The organism is Fuerstiella sp., assembly GCA_022447225.1.
Taxonomy (GTDB): Bacteria; Planctomycetota; Planctomycetia; order Planctomycetales; family Planctomycetaceae; genus S139-18.
Genome location: JAKVAZ010000001.1, coordinates 385,446 through 412,162, shown reverse-complemented (window position 1 = coordinate 412,162; position 26,717 = coordinate 385,446). Strand labels below are relative to the sequence as shown.

14 protein-coding genes are annotated in these 26,717 nt (G+C 54.4%); 7 read left to right on the top strand and 7 right to left on the bottom strand.

Translation table 11 applies throughout. The features are described from left to right. The first annotated feature begins 168 nt into the window (after positions 1–168). On the top strand, positions 169–1,338 hold the full coding sequence (gene dusB / locus MK110_01500; protein MCH2209949.1) for a tRNA dihydrouridine synthase DusB: 1,170 nt from the start codon (positions 169–171) through the stop codon (positions 1,336–1,338). Positions 1,339–1,347: 9 nt separating this feature from the next. On the opposite strand, the gene MK110_01495 is transcribed toward dusB, so the two are convergent. From MK110_01495 to MK110_01480, 4 genes are all read right to left on the bottom strand, one after another. Next, positions 1,348–2,466 (bottom strand): SDR family oxidoreductase, encoded by a 1,119-nt coding sequence (locus tag MK110_01495; GenBank protein ID MCH2209948.1) that lies wholly within the window; start codon positions 2,464–2,466, stop codon positions 1,348–1,350. A gap of 127 nt (positions 2,467–2,593) precedes the next feature. Further along, positions 2,594–3,358, bottom strand: a complete 765-nt coding sequence (locus MK110_01490) for an SDR family oxidoreductase (protein MCH2209947.1) — start codon at positions 3,356–3,358, stop codon at positions 2,594–2,596. 47 nt (positions 3,359–3,405) lie between these two features. Next, positions 3,406–4,215 carry a 4'-phosphopantetheinyl transferase superfamily protein gene (locus tag MK110_01485; protein MCH2209946.1) on the bottom strand — a complete coding sequence of 270 codons (810 nt, stop codon included), beginning with the start codon at positions 4,213–4,215 and terminating at the stop codon, positions 3,406–3,408. 53 nt (positions 4,216–4,268) lie between these two features. Then, complete coding sequence (locus tag MK110_01480) at positions 4,269–13,601, bottom strand: polyketide synthase dehydratase domain-containing protein (GenBank protein MCH2209945.1); 9,333 nt, start codon at positions 13,599–13,601, stop codon at positions 4,269–4,271. A gap of 1,734 nt (positions 13,602–15,335) precedes the next feature. On the opposite strand from MK110_01480, the gene MK110_01475 reads away from it, so the two are divergent. From MK110_01475 to MK110_01450, 6 genes are all read left to right on the top strand, one after another. Then, positions 15,336–16,160, top strand: coding sequence for a zinc ABC transporter substrate-binding protein (locus tag MK110_01475; protein MCH2209944.1), 825 nt, complete (start codon positions 15,336–15,338; stop codon positions 16,158–16,160). Between the two features lie 41 nt (positions 16,161–16,201). Next, positions 16,202–16,939 carry a metal ABC transporter ATP-binding protein gene (locus tag MK110_01470; protein ID MCH2209943.1) on the top strand — a complete coding sequence of 246 codons (738 nt, stop codon included), beginning with the start codon at positions 16,202–16,204 and terminating at the stop codon, positions 16,937–16,939. 64 nt (positions 16,940–17,003) lie between these two features. After that, positions 17,004–17,927 carry a metal ABC transporter permease gene (locus MK110_01465; GenBank protein MCH2209942.1) on the top strand — a complete coding sequence of 308 codons (924 nt, stop codon included), beginning with the start codon at positions 17,004–17,006 and terminating at the stop codon, positions 17,925–17,927. Next, complete coding sequence (locus tag MK110_01460) at positions 17,924–19,288, top strand: metal ABC transporter permease (GenBank protein ID MCH2209941.1); 1,365 nt, start codon at positions 17,924–17,926, stop codon at positions 19,286–19,288. The genes MK110_01465 and MK110_01460 overlap by 4 nt, the downstream gene beginning before the upstream one ends. Before the next feature lie 216 nt (positions 19,289–19,504). Further along, positions 19,505–20,665, top strand: coding sequence for a methyltransferase domain-containing protein (locus tag MK110_01455; GenBank protein ID MCH2209940.1), 1,161 nt, complete (start codon positions 19,505–19,507; stop codon positions 20,663–20,665). 122 nt (positions 20,666–20,787) lie between these two features. After that, complete coding sequence (locus MK110_01450) at positions 20,788–21,747, top strand: HAD family hydrolase (GenBank protein ID MCH2209939.1); 960 nt, start codon at positions 20,788–20,790, stop codon at positions 21,745–21,747. Positions 21,748–22,025: 278 nt separating this feature from the next. Here the strand turns inward: MK110_01450 and MK110_01445 are convergent, their stop codons facing one another. The 3 genes from MK110_01445 to MK110_01435 form a co-directional block, all read right to left on the bottom strand. Then, entirely contained in the window at positions 22,026–23,240 is a 1,215-nt protein-coding gene (locus tag MK110_01445) for a cofactor-independent phosphoglycerate mutase (protein MCH2209938.1), read from the bottom strand. Between the two features lie 241 nt (positions 23,241–23,481). Further along, positions 23,482–24,837: a UDP-N-acetylmuramoyl-tripeptide--D-alanyl-D-alanine ligase gene (murF, locus tag MK110_01440; protein MCH2209937.1), complete on the bottom strand. Its 1,356-nt coding sequence runs from the start codon at positions 24,835–24,837 to the stop codon at positions 23,482–23,484. Positions 24,838–24,883: 46 nt separating this feature from the next. Continuing rightward, positions 24,884–26,416, bottom strand: coding sequence for a UDP-N-acetylmuramoyl-L-alanyl-D-glutamate--2,6-diaminopimelate ligase (locus MK110_01435; GenBank protein MCH2209936.1), 1,533 nt, complete (start codon positions 26,414–26,416; stop codon positions 24,884–24,886). Positions 26,417–26,717: the final 301 nt, after the last annotated feature.

Here is a 26,717-nt window from a genome sequence, read left to right as displayed (position 1 = left end):
TATTTCTCCGCGTCGTTTTAAAATTTAAACCGGACTTGGCCGACTCGTTACCAAAATCCGCATACGTCACTCTACTGATCACTGGCAGTGATGCGAGATGCAGTACTCCGTGCTTTGGCCGGGCTTCGCTCTGGACAACGCTCCTGTAAGTTCGTTATCAAGGAGTCCTTGCGGACGCCACGTGCAGGAGTACGGGTAATCAAAAGTGCCATCCCCAATACTTTTCGACAATCGGTTGACGAACATTCTTCCTCAGCCGACGTGGTCATTCCACGGCCTGAATTTCGCGGTGAAGTACGGTTCGGATCGTTGATCCTGCCGACACGGTACCTGCTGTCGCCTCTGGCCGGTTTTACAACATTACCGTTTCGTGTGATCGTGCGGACTTTAGGTGGTGTTGGGCTGGCGACAACCGACCTGGTGAACTGCCGTGCGTTACTTGCCCGGAACGAACGCACGATGGCCATGATCGAATCGCATCCACGTGACAAACCGTTTGCTGTCCAGATTTTCGGCAGTGATCCGGAGGCGATGACGGACGCAGCCCGGTTTCTGGAGGAACACGGCGTTGATGCCATTGACATCAATATGGGCTGTCCGGTCAGCCGCATCGCCGGCACAGGATCAGGAGCCGGAATGATGTGTGATATCGACAGCACCGTCTCACTTGTACAGCAGGTGGTGGAATCTGTCGGAATTCCGGTGAGCGTTAAAATGCGACTGGGCTGGGATGAAACGCAGCTTACAGCGCCGAGCTTCGCTCGTGCCTTCGAACAGGTCGGCGTCTGCGCTGTTGCCGTTCACGGGCGTACACGGGAACAGGGATTCAGTGGTTCTGTTTCGCTGGCGGGAATTCGGGAGGTGGTGAAGGCTGTCGATAAAATCCCGGTGATTGGCAATGGAGATATTCGTTCTGTTGGCGACACAGCCCGGATGATCGAACAAACCGGCTGCCATGCCGTTTCCATCGGCAGGACGGCACTGGCCAACCCCTGGATTTTTCGTCAGCTGGACGAGTGGGAACGTACTGGTCAGTATGCACCGGCGGGAACATTTGACGAACGTCTGCAGTTGATGGTTGGTCAATTTGAATTTCTTGAAGAACGATATGGCAGCCAACGGGCAATTGTGCAGTTTCGTAAAATGGCTCACTGGTATCTTAAAGGCATGCGTGTACGCAAGCGGTTGCGAGGAAACTTTCAGTTTGTGCGCACTCGTCCGGAATTTGATGATGCACTGAGACAGATTCGTGAGGAAGGCCCGGTGGACGGCAATCGCACGGGCGTACTGACAGATGCACACATACCCGTCCCCTCAGGACCGATCGACAAGTGGTGACGACAGAAATCAGCCGGCCGGAACGGCTCGTTGCTGCTGATCGTAGTCCCAGACGTACTGAAACATAATTCGCAGCATCGCATCATCGATGACCGGTGGAGGATCATCGGGCATTGCCAGAGTTCGGTTCGTGGCATCGAAGTCCGGGTCATCCCTCCAGTATTCCCGATAGACCCCCATTTGAGCGGTAAAGAACTGTTCCATCTGGTCATCAAACTCTACGACATCCGTATCCTCAAAGCCGTACATTTCATCCAGAAACTCTACAGTTGTCTTTGTCAGCGACAGTACAGACATCGGATGGTCTGTTGTCAGGTGGTAAATTTGACCGTGAAGTTCAGTTGAGTTGATCACATGAGTGATTCCTCGACTGACCCAGTCGACAGTAACCAGATTCTTGCGTTCTCCACCTTCCAGTCCCATCATCTTGAAAATTTTCAAAGCATCGGGAGCAATGCGAATGCCTGTGGCTTCAGCAGCGGGAGCCAGCATCGACATCGACAGCCGCAGCGGCAGATACGGACCATGGAATGTACTCGTGTAACCGGTTTTTGAATCCCCGACAATGATGCTGGGCCTCAAAATCGTAGGTGGCATCTGCAGATCAGCGCTCAGAACCAGTTGTTCGGCCTGCCGCTTGCTTGCTTCGTAAACGTTGCGAGGTTCCGTATCCCCGGGCACGGGTGTTTCGTAGGCAACAGTATTAACCTTGCCGCAGACATATGCTGTGGAAATATAAAACAGTTGTGGTATCCCGATTCCTTCGCAAAATTCGACAACGTTACGTGTCCCGTTGAGATTGGAATTCCATGGTTCATCACCCGCGAGCTGAAATTTCAGGCTGGCCGCGCAGTGTATGACGGCCGAACAGTTGCCGCTCGCCCATTTAAGATCATCTTCACACAGGCCCAAATTCGGCTGCGTGATATTCCCTTCAAGGACTTTGGGTGTCGGCAGGCGACCGGTAGTCGGCTCCCAGTGCTTCATCACTTCTTCAACGCGTTCGATCGCCGAAAGCGTTCTGCCCGGTCGTACCAGCACAGCCAGTGAATGTCCCTGAAGAACCAGATCGCGAATGATATAGCGACCAAGCAGCCCCGTGGCTCCGGTCAAAAGAATACAACTCATGAACTGAGGTCCCTGGTCTCGTACGGCCGAAATCTGTCAGTCAAACATGATTGTTTCATTCGATCCCGAAGTCGTAACGGACACATGCCTCACCATCGGAATCGCACTGACGGGTCATTCATACCGGCTATGCAAACACTGTCGCGCCGCCATCGACAATGATCGTCTGTCCCTGAATCATGTTACTCATCGGGCTGGCAAGATATGTGACCACGTTCGCCACATCTTCGGGCTGAAGGCGACGCGAACCAACACACGTTCTGGACTCCACGTGGGCAAACATTTCCTCGACACCCGGAATCATTCGGGCCGAATCTGTTTCTACCAGGCCCGCCTGAACAATGTTCACACGAATATCATGGTCACCCAGTTCCAGAGCCAGATGACGAGCCACGCTTTCCAGCGCCGCTTTTGATCCGCCGATGAGTCCATAGGAGGGCAGTGCCCTGTGTGAACCGTGACTACTCAAACCGATCACTCGCGAGAAGCCGGCGCTCCTGCTGAACAGCGGCAGGGCGGCCTGGACAAGTGAAATCAGTGGCTTCACATTGGTACTCATGGTCTGATCAAACTGCGTCTCAGTGGATTTCATTAGGTCACGAAACCCGCCGGAAGCCGCATTGCTGACAATAATGTCCAGCTTGCCGAACTCGCTGTCGACCGCTTCAATCATACTGTCAACGTCGTCGCGGGCCGAAACATCTGCTTTGACGACGAGAACGTTCCGCCCCATTTGAGCGATTGATTCCGCAACCATTTCTGCAGCGGCCCTTGACTTCGCATAGTTCAGTACAAGGTCAGCGCCGGCTTCTGCCAGTCGGATTGCTGTTGCTTTTCCGATTCCACGTGAACTGCCCGTCACGAGCGCCGTCTGGCCGTTCAGGTCGATCATTGTCAGAGTTCCCGATTAGATAAAATGAATTTGTATTGTGTTTGGGTTTACCTGGTGCGAAACGTGACATCGGTTCCGTCACCGGCCACAGTCAGCAACATTTCCTGATGAATTCGATAAAAGCTCAGTTGTACCGGCTGTTGCTGTCCACGGTAGAAACATGTCGCTCGATCACCTTCAAACGCTACGGACCAGTGTGCAGGACGAAAGTGACTGTCAATACCCGTTGCCTTGAAAGCCGCCTCTCGTGCAGACCAGTTCATGGTTGCAGTGAGTGCCACATCCTCACTTTGAGAGACCTGATACTGCTCATGAGTCTTCATCCAGATATCTCTGAAAGCGGAAGACGGCCGTTGAATACGTGCCAGGTCAATACCTATGACGTGTTCGCCGTCGGCAACTGCTACGGCAACTGTCTGATCCAGGTGAGTGATCGAGATCTTCAAATCCACGGGAGTGCCGTCCTCGCAGATTACCGGTCGCGAGGTAATGGCAGCCGGGTCCTCAGACAGTATTTCAACCCGTTCAGCATCGATACCAGACGGTTCTGTGAACTCCTGTACTGCCCGCTTACCGAGTCGGCGCCCCATTTCGAATGATCGGCGACGCGGGTTCGACGTCAATCGTTCTGCCAGTTCCCGTTCCGATGCTGTCAGACCGGACGCAGAATGATCGACATCCTGAAACCCGTAAGACAGCCACACCTGAACGGCGTCGACTGCGGCTGGACTGGTGAACATTGAAAATGACATAACAAAATAGACAAGCAAAGCAATTGAATTGACAGGACTGACACTCTCATTCACAACGGCAGGAAATTTCCAGACCTTCAGCCGGTCCGAACAGAGTTCGGTCATCCCCGGATTTCAGCGACTGATAATTCTCACCTGCAAAAGTTTGAAACCGGCAATTAGTACCCTCCCATGGTTAACCAGCCTGGTTTCACCGGCATAAGTCGCTTCAGAGAGAATCCTTTCACCTGCATAAACGTTCGATTCTTCGAATCCTGCATAACAATGTTGTAGGTTGTGGTGTCTTCCTTAAATGTTGTGCAGCATTTGAATTCAGCCGTACAGACTTCGCGGGGTCTGATCATTTTTCCCACGATAATTTCATCGAAGGAATGCGGTAATTCCGGAGTAAATCCATAATACAACCAGGCATCTGATCCACATCCCACGAGGGCCCCGTCCAGAATCGCTGGATCGATCACCCACTGTGCTTCTGCCGGGAAGTCATCTGCCAGACAGGACTCGCCAATCTGCAGATGAGCTGTGCCCAGGAATCTCCACGGTGCTAGCTTCCGGAGTGTCTGGAACGAGGGTCCGTGCTGAATCGGCGCATCCTTCGGATACGGATAATCCATGAATTCGCCATGCGGCTGAGAGAATCCGGACTCCATCGGCAGCGTCTCCATCCCCAGTGCGATGGTTGCGGTCATCGAAGGTTTTTCTGCTTCCGGAGACTTGAACATCTGTACGGTGACATCATTCCCCGATCGCAGACAGCGAACCACCAGTGTCCGGACATTCGTCCCCGTGCATTTGATTCCGCTCAGGATCTGCATGTCACGGATCGCAATTGTTCGTTCTCCAGGCTCAGCAAGAACTTCACCTGCCTCGGCCATGATTTCGATGGCCATGACGGCCGGCAAAAGCGGTACGTTGTGCAGTTTGTGTTCGGATAAAAATCGATCCGTCAGCGGATTCACGGGAACTGCAACTGCGGCCGCATTGCCGTCAACATTGATACCGGCTCGCAGCATCATTGGTCGAATGATCTTTTCCACCGAGGGCGTGCCTGGCGGTGCGACAGGTACCGGTCGGACACCACCGACCGGTACGGTCGCCGGCGAAGACTTCATTCTGCGGAACTCAACGTCCTTCATGCTGACAACGGGAATACCGGCCGGTGAAAAGCAGTCGATCGTCCAGTAGCTGGTATCGTCGGCTTCATGTGTCATGGCAACACGGACAATCAGTTCATCCTGGTCCAGCTGATCCGTGTGCAGATCTGCCTGACCGATAACAGTTGGTAACTGGCTGGTACCGCGAGACCTGTGCAGGATAATGTCGATGCCCTGCAGGAAAGCGTCCAGGACAGCCGGTCGAGCCATTCCCTCCGGAGTACAGGTCCCGTCCGGATCGGCGACCCGGAACCACCCGCTGCTGCCTTCGATGTTGGCAATACCTCGCAGACGCCCGAGTGATGGTCCGTGGTATACCGTACCGACATGATTCGACCTGAAGTCATTCGGCCCGGCGGCTTGCTGTAATATTTCCCACTTCTCAGGTAGCGGTACTTTGGAAACAGTTCCGGCAACGGGTGCAGCCCCCGTCAGAATTGTTGCTGATGCATACACACGAGCAGGATCAACGATGCAACCCTCCTGGTCCGTAAATGCACCCGTAACTTCACACCGGATCACACCATCGGTCTCTCGAACAACATGAACCACCAGTCGCTGTTTACCACTGCGACATCGCACACCGTTGAGAATCTGATAATCTCGTACACCGATAATCAGACGTTCGCGATCCAGCAAACCCGCAGCCTGCTGGCATGTTTCCAGCATCACTGTCCCGGGAACCACGGCAATGCCGTCTACTTTATGATCACGAAGCATCGGATGGGTCAGCGGATCAAAAACGACCTCCGTCGTCAGAGAATTTTCAGACTGCCGGATGATTGCGTCGACAAATGCCGCGTTTCTAACCCGCGATTTCGTGCTGTGTGCCAGTTCAATGAACTTCGTGTCCTGAAGTTCGTCTTCTTCGGACATCCCCCAGACTCGATCGACCACCGCCACTTCGCCCTCACTGGACCGGATATCCAGTTCATCCAGTAAATGTGACACACCTTCATCCGGTTCAACGAATTTCAACCCGGCAGATTCCAGTGCAAAGCGACTTTCCGGTCGGGCAGCCATGCCCACTTCACCCCATGGCGGCCAGTGGAAGCCAACCGTTCGGCAGGCAGGTCGCTCAATCCCAAACTGCCAACCCATACGACACAGCAGATCGGACGCCATAGAATAATCAGTCTGACCAAGTCCACCGAATCGGCCACTGGTGGAACCGAAGCACACAAAGTACGACAGGTCGTCGTTCGCAGTGTGTTCCCACAGCCAGCGAGCCCCGTCAACTTTCGATGTCACTGTCAGACGCACCGAATCGGCCTGCTTGCGTTCAAAACGAGCAGCCGCTTCGACACCGGCACCGTGAATGACTCCGGTAATTGGCCCGTGCATTTGCCGAACAGCCTGCAGCATATTGCCAACAGAGTCACGCTGACTCACATCACATGCGTGGTATGTTACATCCAATCCCTGTTCACGAAGTTTCCGGAGCGATTTTGCCAGAGTAATTTTGCTGTTTAATGAATTCCAGGCGTCGATTGGTTTACGGTTTTCAGCTGCCGCCTTTCTCATCACGTCCTTCTTCAGTTCTCCCAGTCCGGTTTCATCCAACGCAACCCAGGCTGGATCCACTTCCGATTCCGAACTGCGACCAACCAAATGCAGGCGAACACCGGATGAACGACCGAGTGCTGCTGCGATACGCGCAGTGATGCCACGAGCCCCGCCCGTGACGACCCACGGTCCGGCCAGACTGACGTCGGACGGACAGATGCCGGAAGCGGGCTGCGGGATCATGTGCAGGCGATGCCGTTTGCCGCGAATGCAGCCGATTTCCACGTGCGGTCCAGCGGCCGCCGCTTCCCGACACAAAGCATCGATCACAAGTCGTACGGGTTCGTCAGCCGGAACGTCGAGAACCGTTGCATTGAGCTCAGCGTGCTCCCGAATAATTGCTTTGAATAGCCCGGCGAGTCCTGCACCCGAAACGTTGCCAATACGACCGCCAATGCCAAAATCGCCACCCAGACGTGTGATTGCCGCCAGATTTCCTGCCGGTGGAGAATCTTTTCCGTAAAGTTGTGTTCGGAGTTGCACCCATTTCTGGATCACAAAGTACGGAACCAGAAGTTGTTGATCACGCAGTGTATCCCAGTCGGCCGGCTGATCACCGTTTGAAGTCATTACAATCAAATGATCAACAGCCTGTTGTTTCCAGCTTGTTTCAAACGCTGCAACCGCTGATTGAGCATGAATGGATGCCGGAAGGATCTCGACCAGACTGCCTGCAGACTGCAACCGTTGGACGAGTGCCTGAGCATCACGATCTTCTCCCAGAATCACGACCTTACCGGCAAACGTGGTCCCGACGGCATCGGAAGCCTCACGAAGGGATTCGGGTATGGAGCGGACAATATACCGCTGCATGATCCGATCGTTCTCCGGCAGTCGATCGACAGATGTCAGATCCGCCGAACCCGCAACTGCGGGGACGGTATTTTTGGTTGTTGATGTATCGAGTCCGGGTGCCGCAACATCGTCGATTACTGTGTCTGCTCCGTGTTCAGTTGTGCGTCCTGCAGCTGCGAAAAAAAAATCGGTAATTGCCTCCAGCGTCGGAAAATCATCCAGTGACAGATCGGTGATCTGACCTGCCAGACCTGTCATCTGATAGTGTTCTGCAATTTCGCCAAGCAGCTGCGCTTTGCGAATGCTGTCGATACCCAGGTCGGCCTCCAGGTCGGCATTCGGTTCAACCAGCTCTTCCGGGTAGCCGGTCTGTTCGACGACAAAAGCAATTGCGAATGTCATCAGTTCATCTTTCGACACACTCACGTCGGTTGATGCCACCGGTATTGCCGGAACCGGTTTGGGTGCAGTCTCAACTACGGGGACCATTGGAGTCACAGGTACTGCCACTGCCGGAATCGCCGGCATAGCAACAGTCGGAGCAGTCGGTGCCTGAATCGCAGGAGCGACAGGGGCCATCGTGGAAGGTGGCGTATGGCCTGATGGAACGGGGAGCGGTTCCGCTGCGGCCCCGGACCCCGCCTGGCCGACGAAGAAGTCCACAATCGAATTCAACGTTGGAAAATCGTCAAGTGACAGATCGGTAATCTGACCTGCCAGACCTGTCATTTCATAATTTTCAGCGATTTCACCCAGCAACTGCGCCTTGCGAATACTGTCAATGCCAAGGTCTGCTTCCAGATTCGTGTCGAGTTCCACCAGCTCTTCCGGATATCCGGTTTGTTCGACCACAAACCTGACGGCAAAATTGGCCAGGTCTTCCCGATCAATCGACCTGCCTGCAGCCGTTACGTCGTCCTGATTCGGTAGAACATCCTGGACTGTCGGCGAAACAAACGCAGGTGAAGACACCGAAGGGACGTCGGGTACCTGAGGCACCGAAGACACCTGGGGAACAACTGAAGCAGCAGTCTGGACCGCATCCGGTGATTCACAGATTCTAAGGAAAAAATCGATGATGGAACTCAGATCCGGAAAGTCATCCAGTGACAGATCGTTAATGTGCTCCCTGGCCTGCTGGATTTGAAATGTTTCGGAAATTTCACCCATTAGCTGAGCTTTCCGGATGCTGTCAACACCCAGGTCCGCCTCCAGGTTCGCATCCAGCTCAACCAGTTCCGGAGGATAGCCCGTTTGTTCCACCACGTAATCCAGTACAAAGGATTCCAGCTTGTCGCGACTAAGTTCCATCTCCGACGAAACCTGCGCTGCCGCAACAGGCTGAGACAGAGTTGACTTCTCAGCCTGCGGTGCGGTACCAGCCACCTGCGGTTCGATGGACGGTACAGCAGCAATGGACACAGCAGAAGAAACACCATTGCCTGTATGGGGATCAGCAGGTCCCGTCTGCACGGTCCGACTCGCCGGATGAACTCCGTTGCCGCTGCCCGATACAGGAACTCCGTTGCCGCTGACGGAAGCAGGAGCTCCGTTACTCCTGGCCCCGAAACCATTGTCGCTCGTCCTGTTGGCGACAGGTCGGCCGGCAGCCTTTGCCTGAGCTGCTTCGCGCATCTTCGATCGGCGTCGCTCCGTCGCATCGACCCAGATAATTCGACCTTTCTTCCGGTCATCAGTCATGGAGGTTTTCTCCGACGGAGTGTGATTGACGCGTTGAGTTGATGCGGTTACTTCCGGTGCATTTACAGGCGCAGAAACTGAATCAACAGGTACTGGCACCGAAGGTGGCCCGGAAAGAACCGACTCCGCAGAGTGCTGCGTGGCTGCTGACGGAGTCTCCTGAAACATTTCCAGCAAAAGCCTGATTCGAGCCTGTTGCTCTCTGGCATGCCCTGGACGCGCGTCCAGAGCGAGATGAAGTACGGGACGTGCTCCGATAATTCGTCTGTTCAGACGTGTCAGAATTTGCCGCGGACCGCTTTCAAAGACCACACCCGTGTCGCTGGCGATCAGTGTTTCGACAAGCGTTTCCCAGCGTACAGGATGTGTCAGTTCAGCCACCAGGCTGGCCCGAATCTCGTCCGGAGTCTCAAGTGGCTGACTGGAACAACAGCTGATGAACCGAACCGCAGGAGTGCTGATCGGAATTTGCTGAAGAGCAGCCTCCAGAGGCGCCTGAGCCGCCTGCATCATTCGGCTGTGGTAAGGCATTGGCACGCGAATCGTTCGGCTGGCATATCCACCCGTCTTCAGCTCTTCACTCAGCTGATCCAAATCCGAAATACGTCCGGCAATGATTGTTTGATCGGGAGCGTTATAACATGCGATGTCACACGGCAGCTGCAGCTTTTGAATCAACGACGTGACAGTTGCCGGTTCCGCTGTCGTGGACAGCATCGCAGCATTCGACACTCCTGCTCCTTCGACCGCATTTGTTCGGTGAATCGTCGCCTGCAGAGCAGCATTCAGGTCCCAGGCACCGGCCGCAACCAGTGCGGGGAATTCGCCATAGCTGTGTCCTGCAATAAAATCAGGCCGAACACCAGCTTCCGTCAACGCAGCCCAGGCAGCCAGATCCGCCAGCAGGACCGCCAGCTGTGTGTTGAGTACGTGGTTGCCAAGATCAGCAGCTGTGTCCTGTGTCAGAAATTCGAATGACGGCAGATTCAGTGAAGCCAAAACCGTGTTGGCCTGTTCAATGAACTGCTGGACAGCGACAGACGTCCGGATCCAGTCAGCCAGCATTCCTGTATACTGCGCTCCCTGTCCCGAGAAAACGACCGCCAAATGTTTTCCCTGCCGGCCAGGCTCAGCAATCAGAATTCCGTTGTCACCCAAAATGTGACGCCGCTGACAGTCGGCCAGGGCCATTCTGGTGGCAGGAAGTTTTCGAGTGAGGTCGTCTGGACCTGTTGCCACAATTCCCAGACGAACCCCGTCGTCAGACCCAAATCCGGAATTTCGGCTGGCAACACCGGCAGCAACAACTGCCTCAAGTTCAGATGTTGAGGGAGCAGCAACCCGCAGAATCTCAAACCGGTCCGGTTCCTCAGCAGGCGTTTGAGTCATTGTCGGTGGTGTCGCCGCAGAAAGCGGAGCCGACACATTCATACGCTCCTTCACACCTTCCACGATGAGATGTCCGATGGCTCCTGACGGATCCATGTTGCTGACCATGATCCGTCCGGCCCCCGGAGGCAGTTGACTGCCAAGCGGTGACAACTGATGGGGTAGTGTGAACTGACTGCCGCTCCTGCGCACAAGTTCCGACGGTTCAGCATCAGCAGCAACAGGAGCAATCGACTGGTGTTCGAGTTCCAGCATTGCTTTGATGACTGAAATCATTCCACTGGCACTCAGGGAGTAACCAATCTGCTTTGAGGTTGAACCCAGTGCCAGTGGCGCAGGCTGATCAGGCAGGGCGCGCTGCATGCCTTCGATTTCAGCGGCATCCAGTGCAGGACTGCAGACACGTGCGGTTTCGAGGGCATCTATCCTTGCCGCCTGACCATCGGCTGGCATCAGTCGTTTAAGGTTCTTCGCAATTCCGTCGGCACGGTTCTGATCAGTAAACGAAACTTCAATGCCACGAATCACACCGCGAATTCGATCTCCGTCCCGTTCAGCATCCGCGAGTCGCTTCAGCAGGACGATACCGACAGCTTCACCCGGCACGCCTCCGTTCTGATTTGCATCGAAGGCCGGAGCAACACGATCACCCGACAAACGGCCCTGCAGATCCATCAGTTCGAAAGAGGAAACATCCATACTTCGCTGGCCCGCCGCGCACATCACCATGTCAGACGAACCGGTCAGCAGCAAATCAGCAGCAGCCCGCAGGCAAACAAATGATGACACGTCCGCGGCATCAATCGCCCAGGCACCTCCCATGAGATCAAATGATTTGGTCAGCCGTGATGCAAGCGTGCTACTGGTAAAGCTTCCCGTTTCATCACGAACGGCCGGATAAATATTTAACGCGTGTTCCCGGTAACGGGCAACAATGGAGTCAGCCTGGGTTTCATCGAGTCCATCGGCCATCAGAGCTTTTTTCAACTCACGCTGGACCACAGGAAGTCGAAGGCCCACCTGCATGTGACTGGAAAAGTCGCCTCCAAACATCGTACCAACAACAACGCTCGCCCGTTCTCTCGGAAACTCCATGTCGCCGAGACCTGCATCGATGAAAGCCTGATCAGCAGCATCCAGCAGCATGTACTGCAAAGGATTACTGTTTTGAATTTGCTTGGGCGGAATCCGGTGTTTTTTCCAGTTGAACTCAAAGTTGCGGACGAAGCCGCCAAGTTTAGAAGAAGAACAACGCGGGCCCGGTTCCGATGTGTGATAATGTGCAGACACCCAGCGATCATCGGTCACTTCGCTGACCGCCGATTTCCCGCTGGAAATCAGTGACCAGAATTCTTCCTGGTTGTTAGCGTCGGGAGCGATCACTCCGACGCCGATCACCGCGATCAGGTCGTCGTCCGCTGAAACATCTGCAGACTGAATATCTGCAGGGACGGCCGCATGAACCATGCGCTGAGGCTCAGGACGGTCATCAAGAACGACATGTGCATTCAAACCTCCAATTCCAAAGGCATTCACAGCCGCCCGACGGACTCCCTGCTGATTCACTCCGGGCCAGGGCTGTGCTGATGTAGGAACATAGAAAGGAATGTCGTCCCACGCGATGTCCGGATTAAGTTCCTTAATCGATGGCTGCGGAGGAATCACACCGTGTCGTAGCGCCTGGATGGTCTTGCAAACGCCGGCCAGACCCGCACATTCCAGGGTGTGACCAATGTTGCCTTTTACACTGCCGATCGGAATTTTATGTCCTGGCGGAAATGCTCCGTGCATGGCTTCGCTGAGCGCTGAGATTTCCGTTGCGTCACCAACCTGCGTCGACGTGGCATGACACTCAATGTATTGCAGGCTGCCCGGACTGACTTCGGCATTGTAGGCTCTGCGGACGGCGTGAATCTGACCTTCTCGCCGAGGCGCCCAAAGACTCTTCCCCTTGCCGTCAGACCCAACCGCCAGATTCCGAATGACGCTCAGAATCGAATCGCCATCAGCCAGGGCCCGCGACAGTGGCTTCAAAACAATCGCCGCATAGCCGTCCGAACTGATCAGTCCGTCAGCATCCTGGTCGAAAGGACGTGTACCGGTACCGCTGATTGACTGAGCCTGCGAAAACAGAATCAGGGCGAACCATTTACTGAATGAACACCCACCGGCAATTGCCATATCGAGATAGCCGCGCTGCAGGGCGTAAACAGCCTGTGCGGTCGCAATCAGGGCAGAAGCACATGCCGCGTCCACGGCCACTGCCGGACCGTCGAGTTGCATAGCGCGACTAACCAGTACCGATACGTCGTGCGCTTCGACATTCGGTCCGCCATTCGCATTACGTACGGGCGAGTTCGCTTGAATTTGAGCAATCGTGCGCTGAATTGCTCGCTCGCGCATATCGGCTGGCAGATCTGCGAATTCGGAATCACGCAGTCTTGAAACGACTTCCGTCGATAATGTGCCGAACGTCAGATCACCAGCCAGTGTACTGCCGCTGGTATTACCGATATAGACGCCGGTTCGCGAACCGCCAAGTCCGGACAGAGGGTCCATGCCCGCGCTCGTCACCGCCTCACAACAGACTTCAAGCATCCGCAAATGGACACTGTCGTATGACGACAACAGGTCACCTGGAATCGGAAAGCGATTATGATCAAACGGAGTTTCAGGGACGAGACCCGACAGCGCAGTATAGGTGCTGCCGATTCTTCCTTTCTCCGGATGGTAGTAAAGGTCACGGTCCAAACGTGACTCAGGCAATGGCGAAATCGCCGTTCCTGCCCGCTTGATCATTCCCCAGTATTCGTCGGCATTGCCAGCCCCTGGAAATCGGCACCCAATACCGATCACCGCTACCGGCTCCAGTGTTCGTGATGACACTTTTGCTCACCCAGTGCAGAGACGTCCGACCTGATTCCGTTCTAAAATAAGACGTAAAACATAAATTTCCGGACACGACAAAACGAAACTATCGCGCCTAGACAGCCCAGTATTTCTCAGTATTCCAATCCTTACCGTGTCTAAGCAAGGAAGACCTGGGTGAAATGCGGGATTGTACGGGAGATCGTGGATTAGCCGGATCTCTTGTCACCAGTGATGCAGAGACGAAACATCTCCGTCCGTTCGACCCACACAAATCAGGTGCACGGGAAACGTTCCGGGAAGATCGACCGATTTACAAGCGAAGATCTTCTCAAAAGTGAGACGCTCTGCTGGATGTGTTTCCTGATGAGTTCCTCTTCAGAATCTACGGTCCTAAGTTGAATTCATGACCGCTGCCACGATCGAATCTCGTAGCTGACAACCGTCTTGAAAACCGGATGACGCAGTGTAAGTGCATTAGTGTTCCACTTTTATACCGCAGAATCACAGTGAAGAATGACTGGCACGCGTCAGCCTGGTGCCGGAATTGCTTCCAGCAATTTTTCTAGAAAGATTTCGCCCCATCCGATCGCGTTCTCTGCTACAGGCCAGTTGCCGGTCAGCATAGTCGGGACTAGACGAACGGTTGCATCATGGTTTCGCGTCTTAGGAAAATCGGTTACTCGGGGCAACAAATTTCAGTCCACTGGTAAGGAACGGATTTACGCCGTTAAGTCCTTTCCACGATCTGGGGACCTGAATCCGTTTTCCCAACACCCCCAAACTGGGCGACTCAATTATCTTTCCCAAATATCAGCACTGCATTCAGTTGACTGCCGAGAGTTCTACATTCTTCTCTGTCACGCCCCGACGTGCAGTCCACAATGCAGATCCGAATCCTCACCGTCCTGAACTAAGACACCATCCATGACTATGTATGAACGTCGGGGAAGCCCTAGCCTCAGATAGGTGACCTGCAGGTGAACATTTTGCACTGCCTGGAAATCGGTCACAAACAAATCACGTTTAACTTCGAGGGCCACGATGACAGACCTGCCGGCATGAATACGTATTTGTCGGAACAGATACGGAAGGTCCAAACCCCAGTCGTATACAAGTCAGCAACACAAGAAGAAGCCACCTCGCTCATCCCAACACGGCAGGGCAGAGAATCACCACGGTCACGTCTTCGTATTGTGTGACTGGAAAAAACAGAAGTTCTCAGGTCACAACTCCGCGGGGAATCCCGGGAAATTAGTCCGCATACGGGGGAATATCTGCCTCTATGTAACTGCTGGCTATTGCATCAAATCATAGAGACAGTCCGTCGTACGACCATCTGCTCTCACACTGAGGTCGTCCCCTGTCAACAGTACGGAGTTGTCCTCGACAGAGTCCGGTCGGTCGAAGGCCTGTTTTTCATTCCGGTTCACACCTTTTCAGATTTTCAATCTACCCTGAAACTGTCATCAGTGGCCGTTGTCCCAAACGACTGAAAATGAAATATGCTGCATATGTAAACGAAAACAGCTTTGTTTTCTGAATTTTGATTGAACAAAAAAATGAATTTGGGTATTCAAAACTGCTATGCATACAAAACAGATCATGCCAATCGCCGCACTGGCGTTCGGTTGTGTAGCAGCTGTTTCCGGTTGTACACCTGCTGAACCACCCGGTGCCACTACGACAGAATCCGCAGCTGATTCAAATAAACTGCAAGTCGGTTGCACTTCGAATATTGTCAAGGATCTAGTGCGGCAAATCGGCGGCGAATATGTTGAGGTGACAGCCATCATGGACGGTCCGGCCGTCGACCCGCACCTCTACACCCCATCGCCTCAGGACATCAATGTGCTGACAAATTCAGACGTTGTTGTCTATTCGGGCCTGCACTTGGAAGCTCAGTTTGAAGGCGCCCTTGATAGCCTGGTGAATCGGGGTATTCCCGTAATCAAAGTCACTGAAATTCTGGAAAAGGAATTTTCAGATCATCTGCTTCACGCTGACGGCGCAGTCGATCCTCATGTCTGGTTTGATTTGGAGCTGTGGGGCAAATGCGGAGACTGGCTTGCTGAAGAATTCGCAAGAATCGACAAGACACATGCGGACAAATACGGTGCGGCCGCTGCAGAGTTTCAGCAATTGATGGAATCCACACGGGAGAGCGGCAGAATAACGTTTGCAGACATTCCTGCGAAACATCGCGTTCTGGTGACTGCACACGACGCGTTTCAGTACTTCGCGCGTACCTTTAATTTTCGAGTTGAAGCGGTCCAGGGATTGTCCACAGAAAGTGAACCCGGGCTCAAACGGATTAACGATCTGGCGACGTTGTTAGTCGACTCCAAGATTTCGGCCATCTTCACGGAGCAGAGTGTCTCGGACCGCAATATTCTGGCCCTGATTTCTGCGTGTGAATCGCGCGAGCATCATCTTGAGGTAGGCGGCACGCTTTATTCGGATACCGCCGGACCGGCCGGAACGCCCGAGGAAACGTTGGCAGGTGCAGTCGTGCACAATATTCAGCAAATCGCCAGTGCCCTGAACGTTCAACAGTTGAATCAGGAAACACCGTGAACGCGACGGCCGATTCGCACGCGATTCTTGATATCCACGACATGACCGTGGCCTATGACCGCCGGCCTGTGTTGTGGAATGTCGACCTGACACTCTGCAAACCCGGGCTGATTGCCATTGTAGGGCCAAACGGAGCCGGAAAAAGCACCCTGATCAAAGCCGTGATGGGTCTGGTTCCGGTGACAAGCGGTCGGGTTGCAGCATGGGGAAAGCCGGTGCACCGACAGCGCCGGCGAATCGGTTATGTGCCTCAGAGAGAAACAGTCGACTGGGACTTTCCAATTAATGTAATGGAAACAGTGTTGATGGGAACCTACGGCGAACTGGGCTGGTTCCGTCGACCGAAATCAAAACACCGTCAGCGTGCACGCGAGTGCCTGGCACGTGTTGGAATGCAGGACTATGAGAAACGGCAGATCGGGCAGTTGTCCGGAGGTCAGCAGCAGCGGGTATTTCTCGCTCGGGCGCTGGCCCAGAATTCTGATTTGTATTTCATGGATGAACCGATGGCAGGCGTTGATGCCGCTACGGAGCGGATCATTTTTGATTTGTTGAAAACACTCCGTGACTCCGGACGCACAATCGTCGTTGTACATCATGATCTGAGAACAGTAGCCGAACACTTCGATGAGGTTGTACTGCTGAATGTCCGGGTTGTTGCCAGTGGACCGGTGGCAACAACGTTCAGTCCCGAAGCGCTTCAGGCAACTTATCGCGGTCGACTGTCAATTCTGGATACGATGTCAGAAGCTGTGCGCATGCAACGGGAAAGTGAATAAATTTCCTGCCTGACGTGAAGGCCCCCAAGATGACTCGATTCACACTAAAGCTGTCCCTCAACAATTGACTGTATTCACTCAAACATCACTGGTTCTCATCGGAACGGTTCTGCTGGGGGTGACCGCCGGCCTGGTTGGAACGTTCGCATACCTCCGACGACGCGCTCTTGCCGGTGATGTGATTGCTCACGCAGCACTGCCCGGATTGTGTATGGCATTCCTGCTCACACAGAGTCGGTCGATTACTGTCCTGCTGATCGGTGCCCTGATAACCGGAGTGGCGGGAGCCTTCCTGATGTCTTTCCTTCGTCGCGTATCCCGTCTGCGGGAAGATGCAATTCTGGGAACGGTGCTCAGTGTCTCGTACGGACTGGGAATCGCACTCACACGGACAATTCAAAACAACTACCGTAACGAACGGGGTGCTGACCTGGAGTCCTTCATCATTGGCCGGGCAGCAACCATGCTCACCGGCGATGTTTTGCAGATTGCCGTGGTGGCCGCCGGATGTTCAATCGTAGTGCTGGTGGTCTTTAAAGAGCTTAAGCTGCTCAGTTTCGACGAATCTTTCTGTCGCGTACAGGGATGGCCGGCCACCGGTCTGGACCTGCTGTTGATGTTTCTTACGGCGGTGACCGTGATTGTCGGACTTCCTGCAGTGGGCGTGGTCCTGACGGCCGCCCTGTTGATCATCCCGGCAGCTGCGGCTCGATACTGGACAGACCGACTTTCTTACATGATGACTGTCTCCGCCGGCATTGGTGGCGTGTCCGGAGCGACAGGAACGCTGCTCAGTGCCAACATGGCCGAAATGCCGACAGGACCGCTGGTGGTGCTCACATCCGCAACTCTGTTCATTATCTCGTGGATGTTTGCACCCCGACGCGGCTGGCTGTGGAATCGAAGAATTTCAGAGGAAGAAGTCGCCGCCGCTGCTGAAGAGCTACTGACAGCAGAGTCCGGAAATCGTACTGAGGTGTCTCCATGAACACCTGTGTACTGGCTGCCGAACAGATTTCTGTCCCGTTCGAGTCTGCATGGACGTGGATCGCCATCTGGCTCGGTCAGCCAAAACCGGCAGTCGAGAATGCTGCCGGTACGTTGTTCGTCGGCGCCATGTGTGCAACAGGCTGCGCACTGGTGGGTTGTCTTCTCCTGTTGCGGCGTATGAGTCTGCTTGGTGATGCGCTCAGTCACTCGGTTCTGGCCGGTGTGGCCTGCGTTTACCTGTTGACCGGCAGAATCGAACCGCTTCCGATGTTTCTGGGAGCACTGGCGGCTGGTGTAGTCACGGCGGTCGCGACTCAGGTGATTCACCGCACCGGTTCGGTGCCGGAAGATTCCAGCATTGGTATCGTGTTCACATCCCTGTTTGCATTTGGCGTGGTAGTGGTGTCACAGGCAAAGGGAGTTCACCTGGACCTCGACTGCGTGTTGTTTGGTAATCTTGCATTTGCCGGAATGAATTTCGTACCAACAATGGGCTGGCTGTTGCCGGAAGCCACACACACGGTCGTACCGGCACTGCTGATCACCGTGCTCGTTTTCGTGCTGTTCTGGAAGGAATTGCGGCTAACTTCATTCGATGTCACTCTCGCTGCAACTCTCGGTTTTAGTGTTCCCGTCATGCACTATTTGATGACGACGATCGTGGCTCTGGTTACTGTTTCGGCAATGGAAGTTGTGGGTTTACTGGTTGTGGCACTGCTGACCGTGCCGGCGTGTATCGCCAGAATGCTCACGGACCGACTGGAACGCATGCTGCTGATTGCCGTTCTGAGTGGTATCAGCTGCACGACACTGGGATATTTTCTGGCCCTCAGATGGAATTCCTCAGCTGCCGGACTCACCGCCGTGACAGCGGGGGCCGAATTACTGGCAGCGATTCTGGTCGCTCCCAGATATGGAATCCTTGGCCGACTGATACGCAGTGTTCAACTCAAAGTACGTATCGCTGCCGAAGACATACTGGCGGCGCTGTTCCGTCGCCGGGAAAGAGCAGGAACAATCCACCCCGAATCGATTTCAGAGTGCCGAACACTGGCCGGCAACGGTTTTGCCGCACATATTGCGGTCTACTGGCTCGGACATCGTGGCCTACTGGTCATGGCTGACGGCACTGCTCAACTGAGCGAAAAAGGGCAACGTTATGCGCAGGATCTGGTGAGGGCACATCGATTGTGGGAATCCTGGCTGGATCAGAATTTTGACCTGCCCTCAGATCATCTGCACGATCCGGCTGAAACGATGGAGCATTTTATCGGCCCCCAAATTCTGCGACAGCTGGAAGAAGATCTGGATCAACCGAGTGCCGACCCGCATGGACGTGAGATTCCGAAAGCACCGTGAACACACACTCACATTCCGAAGTTCTAACGGGAATCAGGCGAAGCGAGTGCGTTCATTTATTCCCGGTGGTCGACTGGCGACCGGGAAATAAACATTCTGTACCACAATTGCAGGATCGCAGGTGACCAGAGCGTCGCGTGTTTTATGAAATTTGATAGGATAGCGGTTCACGGACACGTCTCAGCTTCAGGATGATTCTTAGGAATCAAACGACTCATGTCTGCATCGTTAAACGTCGATTCGGCTGTTCGAAATCGTTACAGCAAAGCGGCGCAGGCCGCTGAAAGTTCTCTGTGTTGCCCTGTCGACTACGATGTTCAGTATCTCAAAGCAATTCCTCAGGAAATCATCGATCGAGACTACGGCTGCGGTGACCCGTCCAGACATTTGAATCCGGGAGATCACGTCCTGGATCTTGGGTCGGGTGGAGGAAAGATTTGCTACATCGCGTCTCAGGTCGTTGGTCAGACCGGATACGTGGTGGGAGTCGACGTGAATGACGACATGCTCGCACTGGCCCGACAATACCAGACAGAAGTCGCTGAAAGAGTCGGCCACCGTAACGTCGATTTTCGCAAAGGCCGCATTCAGGACCTGCAGTTGAACCTGGAACTCTTTGAACGCTGGCTGCAGACTCACCCTGTTAATACAGCATCTGACTGGCTCGCGGCCGAAGAAGAAGCCGAACGTATGCGTCGCGAGTCACCGCTTGTCGCTTCGGATTCAATGGATGCCGTCGTTTCCAACTGTGTACTGAATCTGGTGAAAAACGACGACCGTGAACAGCTGTTTGGCGAAGTCTTCCGTGTTCTGCGACGGGGCGGAAGAGCAATCATCAGCGATATTGTCAGCGACGAACAGGTTCCTCGGTCGCTGCAGGATGACCCGCGATTGTGGAGTGGTTGTATCAGCGGTGCCTTCCGTGAAGATGCGTTCCTTGAAGCGTTCACAGCCGCCGGATTCTATGGTGCTGAGATTCTCACACGACAGGACAAAGCGTGGGCTGTGATCGATGGAATCGAGTTTCGAAGCCTTACGGTTCAGGCATGGAAGGGTAAAGACGGTCCGTGCCTCGATCGCCGTCAGGCCGTGATCTACAATGGTCCCTGGAAGACTGTCGTCGACGACGACGGGCATCGCCTGCATCGCGGGAAGAGAATGGCCGTCTGTGACAAAACGTTCAACATCTACACCAGGGCACCATACGCGCCGCAGATCACACCAGTTCAGCCGGCGGAGATGGTTCCACCGGACGAGGCACCACAGTTCGACTGCCATCGGGAAGCACTGCGAAGTCCGCAGGAAACAAAAACCGCCAAGGGGCTGGCTGACGTGCTGCCGGGCGAAGACTGCTGCAGTGACACCGGCTGTTGTTGAGCGCCGTAAGCTATACGTTTTAAATTTGTTTCGAAATTCGGGATTCGGAGTTCGGGTTTTCCAGCAAACGCAGCTAACCTTGAGTCTCAGTCTCCCGCCCCGTTGCACGTGTTTTTTTGTCTATGGCTGTCTCGCTCGCTGAATATGCGAAATTTCTGGATGATCGCGATCTGATGTGGCCCCGTGTGCCACCGCCGGTCGCCGTTCAGGCGACGCCGTTCATCAAGCCGCTTGACGGCATTCGGATTGTTCTGTGGGATGTTTACGGAACATTGCTGCGAACAACAGGCGGTACGTTTTGCCTGGTGCCGGATCCGCAGACTTCTCTTGAGGTTGCTTTGGAGAAAACGATCTATGAATTCAACATGTGGAACAGCATGTATCGCAAACCGGGTCCTCCCTGGAAGTCGATGATCAACATCTTCGTGCGGTATCACAAGCGTCTGTCGATGGCGGCCACCAAACGCCACGGCGACCTGACAGACCCGGACCTGGTCGACATCTGGGAAGCCATCATCACACGACTGTTCGACAAAAACTACAGCTACGATAAAAATTTTTACGGAGATATCAGACAGTACAGTGAAAAAGTGGCCTATTTCTTCCACTCGAATCTGCAGGGCGTCGAAGCTCGCCCGGGTGCCGTACAGGCCATGCAGGATCTTCATGCAATCGAAATCCGGCAGGGCGTGCTGGCAGATGGTCAGGTGTTCTCATTTACCCAGATGTTGCGTGCACTGACCCGACAAGGCAAACTCCCGCCACTTGCTGCCATGTTTCATCCCGATGCCGTCCTGTTTTCCTACGAACTTGGAATCCGCAAACCGTCACGGTCTTTGTTCGAACTGACGGTGGAGCGACTCAAAGCCGCCGGATTTCTGCCGGAACAAATTCTGCACATCAGTTGTCGAATGGAAGCCGATTTGAAACCGGCAAAGGCGATAGGAATGCGAACAGCTTTGCTGGCCGCTGAGAAAACAGGACTCGAAGCACGGTCAAAACTGCTGAAGGATTCGGCAACTCGTCCCGATCGCCTTCTCACCGATTTGAGTCAGGTCGCAACAGTGTTCGGAATCATTTAGTACATTGTCGGTGGTGGACGAGGAATAGGACAGTGCCGGGACGCCCCACATCAAGGCCGCCTGAGCCGTCTCCTGAAATAACGGCAACCGGATTGGTTCCGCCATCGGACACTTTTTTCGGACCTGTTCATGAAACGGTAAAATTCGAGTCGTGGATCCGGTGACCCGTTCCCCTGGTCCGGCTGTCGGTAACCAACACGCCGGGGAAACCGGCCAATGAACCACTCAAGTCACAACTGACAGCCAACATGCCTTAAGTACACGGTGAACAGAATCTGTCATGCCCGCGGCTGAAACCAGCCCATCAATTCATGTCCCGCAGGAAACGACAGATCCGACGCTGCCGCTGTGACTTCGTGGTACTCCGTATGTGAATCCTGTTCGAATCCGCTTCCACACGCTGCAAACGGGCAGTATCCATGGCTGTGCGTTTTCGTTCTCAGATATGTCGGATGGTCGGGGCAGATCAACAGACGGTACTGTTGTTGCTGCTTCAGCCACGCATGAACCGGACCGACGATATGTTTATCAATCTGCTGCACCGCCTGCAATTTCGCGTCAGTGTCGCCTTCATGAGAAGCTTCGTCGGTCGCTTCAACGTGAACCACCAGAAAATCAAGGTCATCACGCTCCAGAGCTTTTATTGCGGCCAGTCCCTTGGCTTTGTAGTCGGTATCCAGATAACCGGTGGCACCATCGACTTCGATAACGTCCCAGCCAATAAGTCGCCCCATGCCTCGAAGTAAATCGACTGCCGTGATCACCGCACCGCGCGCCCCGTAACGTTCAAAAAATGGTTCCAGCTCCGGACGGCTTCCCTGTCCCCACAGCCACGTTTGAGTAGCCGGCAGTTCGTCTGCGTCGAGTCGACGGACATTGGCATTAGATTTTGCAAACAGTCGCCGACTGTCTTCCATCAGAGACAACAGTTCACTGCTGCCCGGACCGGACGGCAGGTAGTCGTCGATATTCAGATCAGTAATGTCGTGCGGAGGAGTGGTTTGCGTCTGATTGTCGAACGGGGCGGCCGCGCCTCGTGCCCGATAAATGAGCAAATTTCGATAGCTCACTCCAGCATGGTATTTCCAGTGTTCGCTGCCACAAGTCTCACGCTGCAGGGATTCAATCAGCTGTTCTGCGGCCACACTCGGAAACTGACCGGCTGTAAAGCTTTGCATTCGCCCGGAGTTAATCGTAACCAGATTACAGCGAATGGCCCAGTCGCCCGGTTCCAGTTCAATGCCCTGTGCAGCGGCTTCGATCGGAGCGCGACCGGTGTGAAATCGAAGCGTGTCATATCCGAACAGTGACATTGTACCCACGTCACTTCCGGAAGGCATACTGGCAGGTACGTTGTCCGTTCGACCAACGACACCAAGCCTCGCAACTTCATCCATATGAGGCAGCACCGCCGCCTGAAGTGGTGTTTGATGATCCAGAGACGGTTGTGGTTCATCGGCGACACCATCAGGAATAACGAGAACAGTTTTCATGATGAGTCCGGGGATCGTGGCTGAGAAAACCGCTGATGCCTGACGCTCTCATGGAGAGACGCGTTGTGCAGCAGGGGATGAACAGTGGCGCCGCTGAATAAACCGTCATCGACGTCCGGCGTGGTTTTGACCACACTTCGATTCAACACAACGTACCGATTCCGGGCAGACCGTGGCAAGCGAGGTACAGCCGGACGAGTCGCTGCGCAGACGTTTCCGGAATCCCGACATGAAAAACCGGCTAAGCGGCGTGCTGCAGTGAATCCGCTGACAACTCACGAATTCCTTCCACAATACGTTCCATCGCCATGCCTCGTGAACCTTTCACCAGAAGCACATCGCCGTGATCAACCAGGCAGTCAAGGATACTCAGCAGCACCGCTTCGCTGTCAAACACGGAAATGCGACTCAGACTGCCTCCGGCAGACAAAAAACCGTCGGCGACATCACGTGCATATTTTCCGTAGGCAACAGCATGATTGATCTGCGTCTGTGACAGCACAACACCAATTGCAAAGTGCAGTTCTGCCGTCTGTTCACCAAGATCCAGCATGTCACCAAGGACAAAGGTTTTACAACCGGGCGTTGTCCATTGGTCCAGCAGCAGAATCGCGGCCCGCACGCTTGTCGGATTCGCGTTATAAGTATCATCGATGACGTCGATACCGTTGACTTTATGCAGCACGGTGCGACCCGATGCCGGTTCAAACTCATCAAGGCCGGCCTGGATGTCACGGGCGGACAGTCCAAGTTCCTGAGCAACAGCAATGCTCACAGCAAGACCGCTGCTTTGATGTTGTCCACAGATCTGAGCGCAAAATTCATGGCCACCCGTCTGCAGCACCAGTTGTGTATTCGAGACATCCACAATTTCATAACGCCGGTCCGCCTCAGACGACCGACCATAGGTGATGACCCGGCAGACGGCCGAATCGCGCATAGCCAGTACGTGACGATCATCAGCGTTGAGAAACGCGATGCCGTCTGTGTCCAGTGATTCGATCAGTTCCTGTTTGGTGCGTGCAATTGTCCTGATCGAATCAAAACTACTCAGATGAGACGGTGCAACACAGGTGACAACAGCGAATTCCGGCAGAGCTATCTCACACAGTTCGGTGATATCGCCCGCTTTGCGCGCGCCCATTTCAATCACCGCAAATTCTGTCTCGTCTTCTATTTGCAAAACACTGAGCGGTACTCCCAGTTCATTATTGTAGTTGGCCGGACTCTGAACCCCGCGGTACACTGGTGAGAGTACGGAGGTGAGTAATCGCCGAGTGGTCGTTTTACCGACACTGCCGGTGATACCGATCGTCAGAGCATCCGACTGCCGACGATTAAAACTCGCCAGTTGCTGCAGAGCACGGAGCGGGTTTGCTGTGACGATCATCGACCCGCCGTGTTCCCCGGCGGACTCCTCATCAGCAACAACAATCGCTCCCCTCGTCCGCGCCGAACTCGCAAAATGAATACCGTGGGTTCGCGATCCTGGAAGTGCAAAGAACAAGCTGCGTGGTCCGGCCTGCCGGCTGTCAATCACGACACTGTCGATCGTGGTGTCTAATGACAGGTCACCGATGTAACGGGATCCTGTCATTTCACAAAATTGCTGAATCGTCTGTGCAAACATTGAACTTCAGGACTCACACTGGAGAGGTAAGCACTCCTGGTGACACTGGTACGCCGTGCTGATCAGCATTGACAACCTGAGGTAAACCGATGAGTTCTCTCAGGATCCGGCCGGCGACCTGACAATCGTCAAAGTCAACGGACCGGGCACCAATCACCTGCGATTTTTCGTGTCCTTTACCGGTCAGGACCACGGCATCGCCAGGTTGAGCAATGTACAAAGCACGGCGAATCGCCTCTTTTCTGTCGGTTTCAACTTCGACATGTCGCCGAGTCGAAAACCCTTTCAGAATGTCGCTAATGATCCGCGCTGGCGATTCATGACGAGGATTATCTGATGTCAGGAACACATGGTCGGCTGCTGCCGCCGCCTTTGCCATCGCCGGTCGCTTGACCTGATCACGATCTCCGCCCGCCCCAAACACGCAAATCAGATTACCATGCGTGAATTCCCGGACCGTCGTGAGGCAGTTTCGCAGAGCGTCCGGCGTATGAGCATAGTCAACAAACACCTGAAACGGCTGCCCTTCATCGATTCGCTCAAGGCGTCCTGGCACCTCCTGTGTCGCTTCAAGACCTGATGCAATCGCCGGCAGGCTGATTCCCATTTGCTCGGCAAGTCCGGCAGCCACCATACAGTTGGCTGCGTTGTGGTCGCCAATCATTCGTACTCGGACAGTGACATCGCCCTGAGCCAGTTCCAGGTGCAGCCGCTGCGAACGGTGCGTCCGGGTCAGTACCGTATACCGCAGCTCCGACGGAGCCTGCCGGCCAAAAATAATGACGGGACACGTAAAATGTGTGTCATCGAGCATTTTTCGACTATTCATGTCGTCACCGTTCACCAGCAGCGGAGCGTCGCAGTGCAGGAGTCCGGCGATACGAGCTTTAGCCGCACGGTAGGCGGCCGGTGTCCGATGATAATCCATGTGATCATCAGTGATATTGGTAATCGCAGCTGCGGCCAGCTGAACGGCACTGCACCGATCCTGTTGAATGGCGTGGCTGCTGACTTCCATCACACAATGTCGCAGCCCGTGAGTCAGCATCGATGCCATCAATGGCGCCTGTATCTCAGCATCCGGTGTGGTCAAACAGGCCGGAAGTCGCTGCCGCCCATCATTGTATTCGACCGTGCCGATCATCCCGGCAGAATGCCCGGCTGCGGTGAGGATGTTTCTCAGCAGCCAGGCGGATGTTGTCTTACCGTTGGTCCCGGTGATTCCGGCAATACTGAGGTGACGGTGTGGGTTGCCATGCACCGCCATGCAGAGTTGATTCCACGCTCGTCGAGTAGACTCCACCACGATCTGCGGCACCGCAAGGTCAGCCTGAGGATGCTCCACGACAACCGCTGTCGCTCCGGCGGCAATCGCATCACCGATAAACTGATGACCGTCTGACCTGGTACCCGGAATCGCCACAAATGCACAGCCAGGAGGGACCTGACGGCTGTCACAGCTGATTTGTGCAACCAGGATCGGACGGTCTGGAAGAAATCTGGCGTTGGGGAGACAGGCCTGAACGTGAATGAAGTGCGGAATCATTCCGACCATCCGGCATAAGATGAAAGCGACATCGTGTCAGCATTATTGTGAACAGAGCAGAGGCATGCGGGGATTCTGGCGACCCGTTGAGACGGGGTCAACAGCGAGTCCTGCCTGTATTCGGGACACTTTGAGTGAATCTGTGACGGTTGTAGTAGTCATCGGTGCACATCTTTACTGATGCACCCTGACAGGAGGATTAAACCGATAACAGCGATAACAGCGATAACAGCGATAACAGCCAATCTCGGGTGCGATGGACAGGATGTCAACACTGTCTCGGCCTGAGAAATGAGTTCTT

What these genes read in the sequence shown, in the direction of transcription:
- MK110_01445 (MCH2209938.1), bottom strand. Translation starts at nt 23,240, where the DNA reads ATGAAAACTGTTCTCGTTATTCCTGATGGTGTCGCCGATGAACCACAA.
- MK110_01450 (MCH2209939.1), top strand. Translation starts at nt 20,788, where the DNA reads ATGGCTGTCTCGCTCGCTGAATATGCGAAATTTCTGGATGATCGCGAT.
- murF (MCH2209937.1), bottom strand. Translation starts at nt 24,837, where the DNA reads ATGACAGGATCCCGTTACATCGGTGACCTGTCATTAGACACCACGATC.
- MK110_01470 (MCH2209943.1), top strand. Translation starts at nt 16,202, where the DNA reads ATGACCGTGGCCTATGACCGCCGGCCTGTGTTGTGGAATGTCGACCTG.
- MK110_01460 (MCH2209941.1), top strand. Translation starts at nt 17,924, where the DNA reads ATGAACACCTGTGTACTGGCTGCCGAACAGATTTCTGTCCCGTTCGAG.
- MK110_01490 (MCH2209947.1), bottom strand. Translation starts at nt 3,358, where the DNA reads ATGATCGACCTGAACGGCCAGACGGCGCTCGTGACGGGCAGTTCACGT.
- MK110_01435 (MCH2209936.1), bottom strand. Translation starts at nt 26,416, where the DNA reads ATGATTCCGCACTTCATTCACGTTCAGGCCTGTCTCCCCAACGCCAGA.
- MK110_01485 (MCH2209946.1), bottom strand. Translation starts at nt 4,215, where the DNA reads ATGACCGAACTCTGTTCGGACCGGCTGAAGGTCTGGAAATTTCCTGCC.
- MK110_01455 (MCH2209940.1), top strand. Translation starts at nt 19,505, where the DNA reads ATGTCTGCATCGTTAAACGTCGATTCGGCTGTTCGAAATCGTTACAGC.
- MK110_01495 (MCH2209948.1), bottom strand. Translation starts at nt 2,466, where the DNA reads ATGAGTTGTATTCTTTTGACCGGAGCCACGGGGCTGCTTGGTCGCTAT.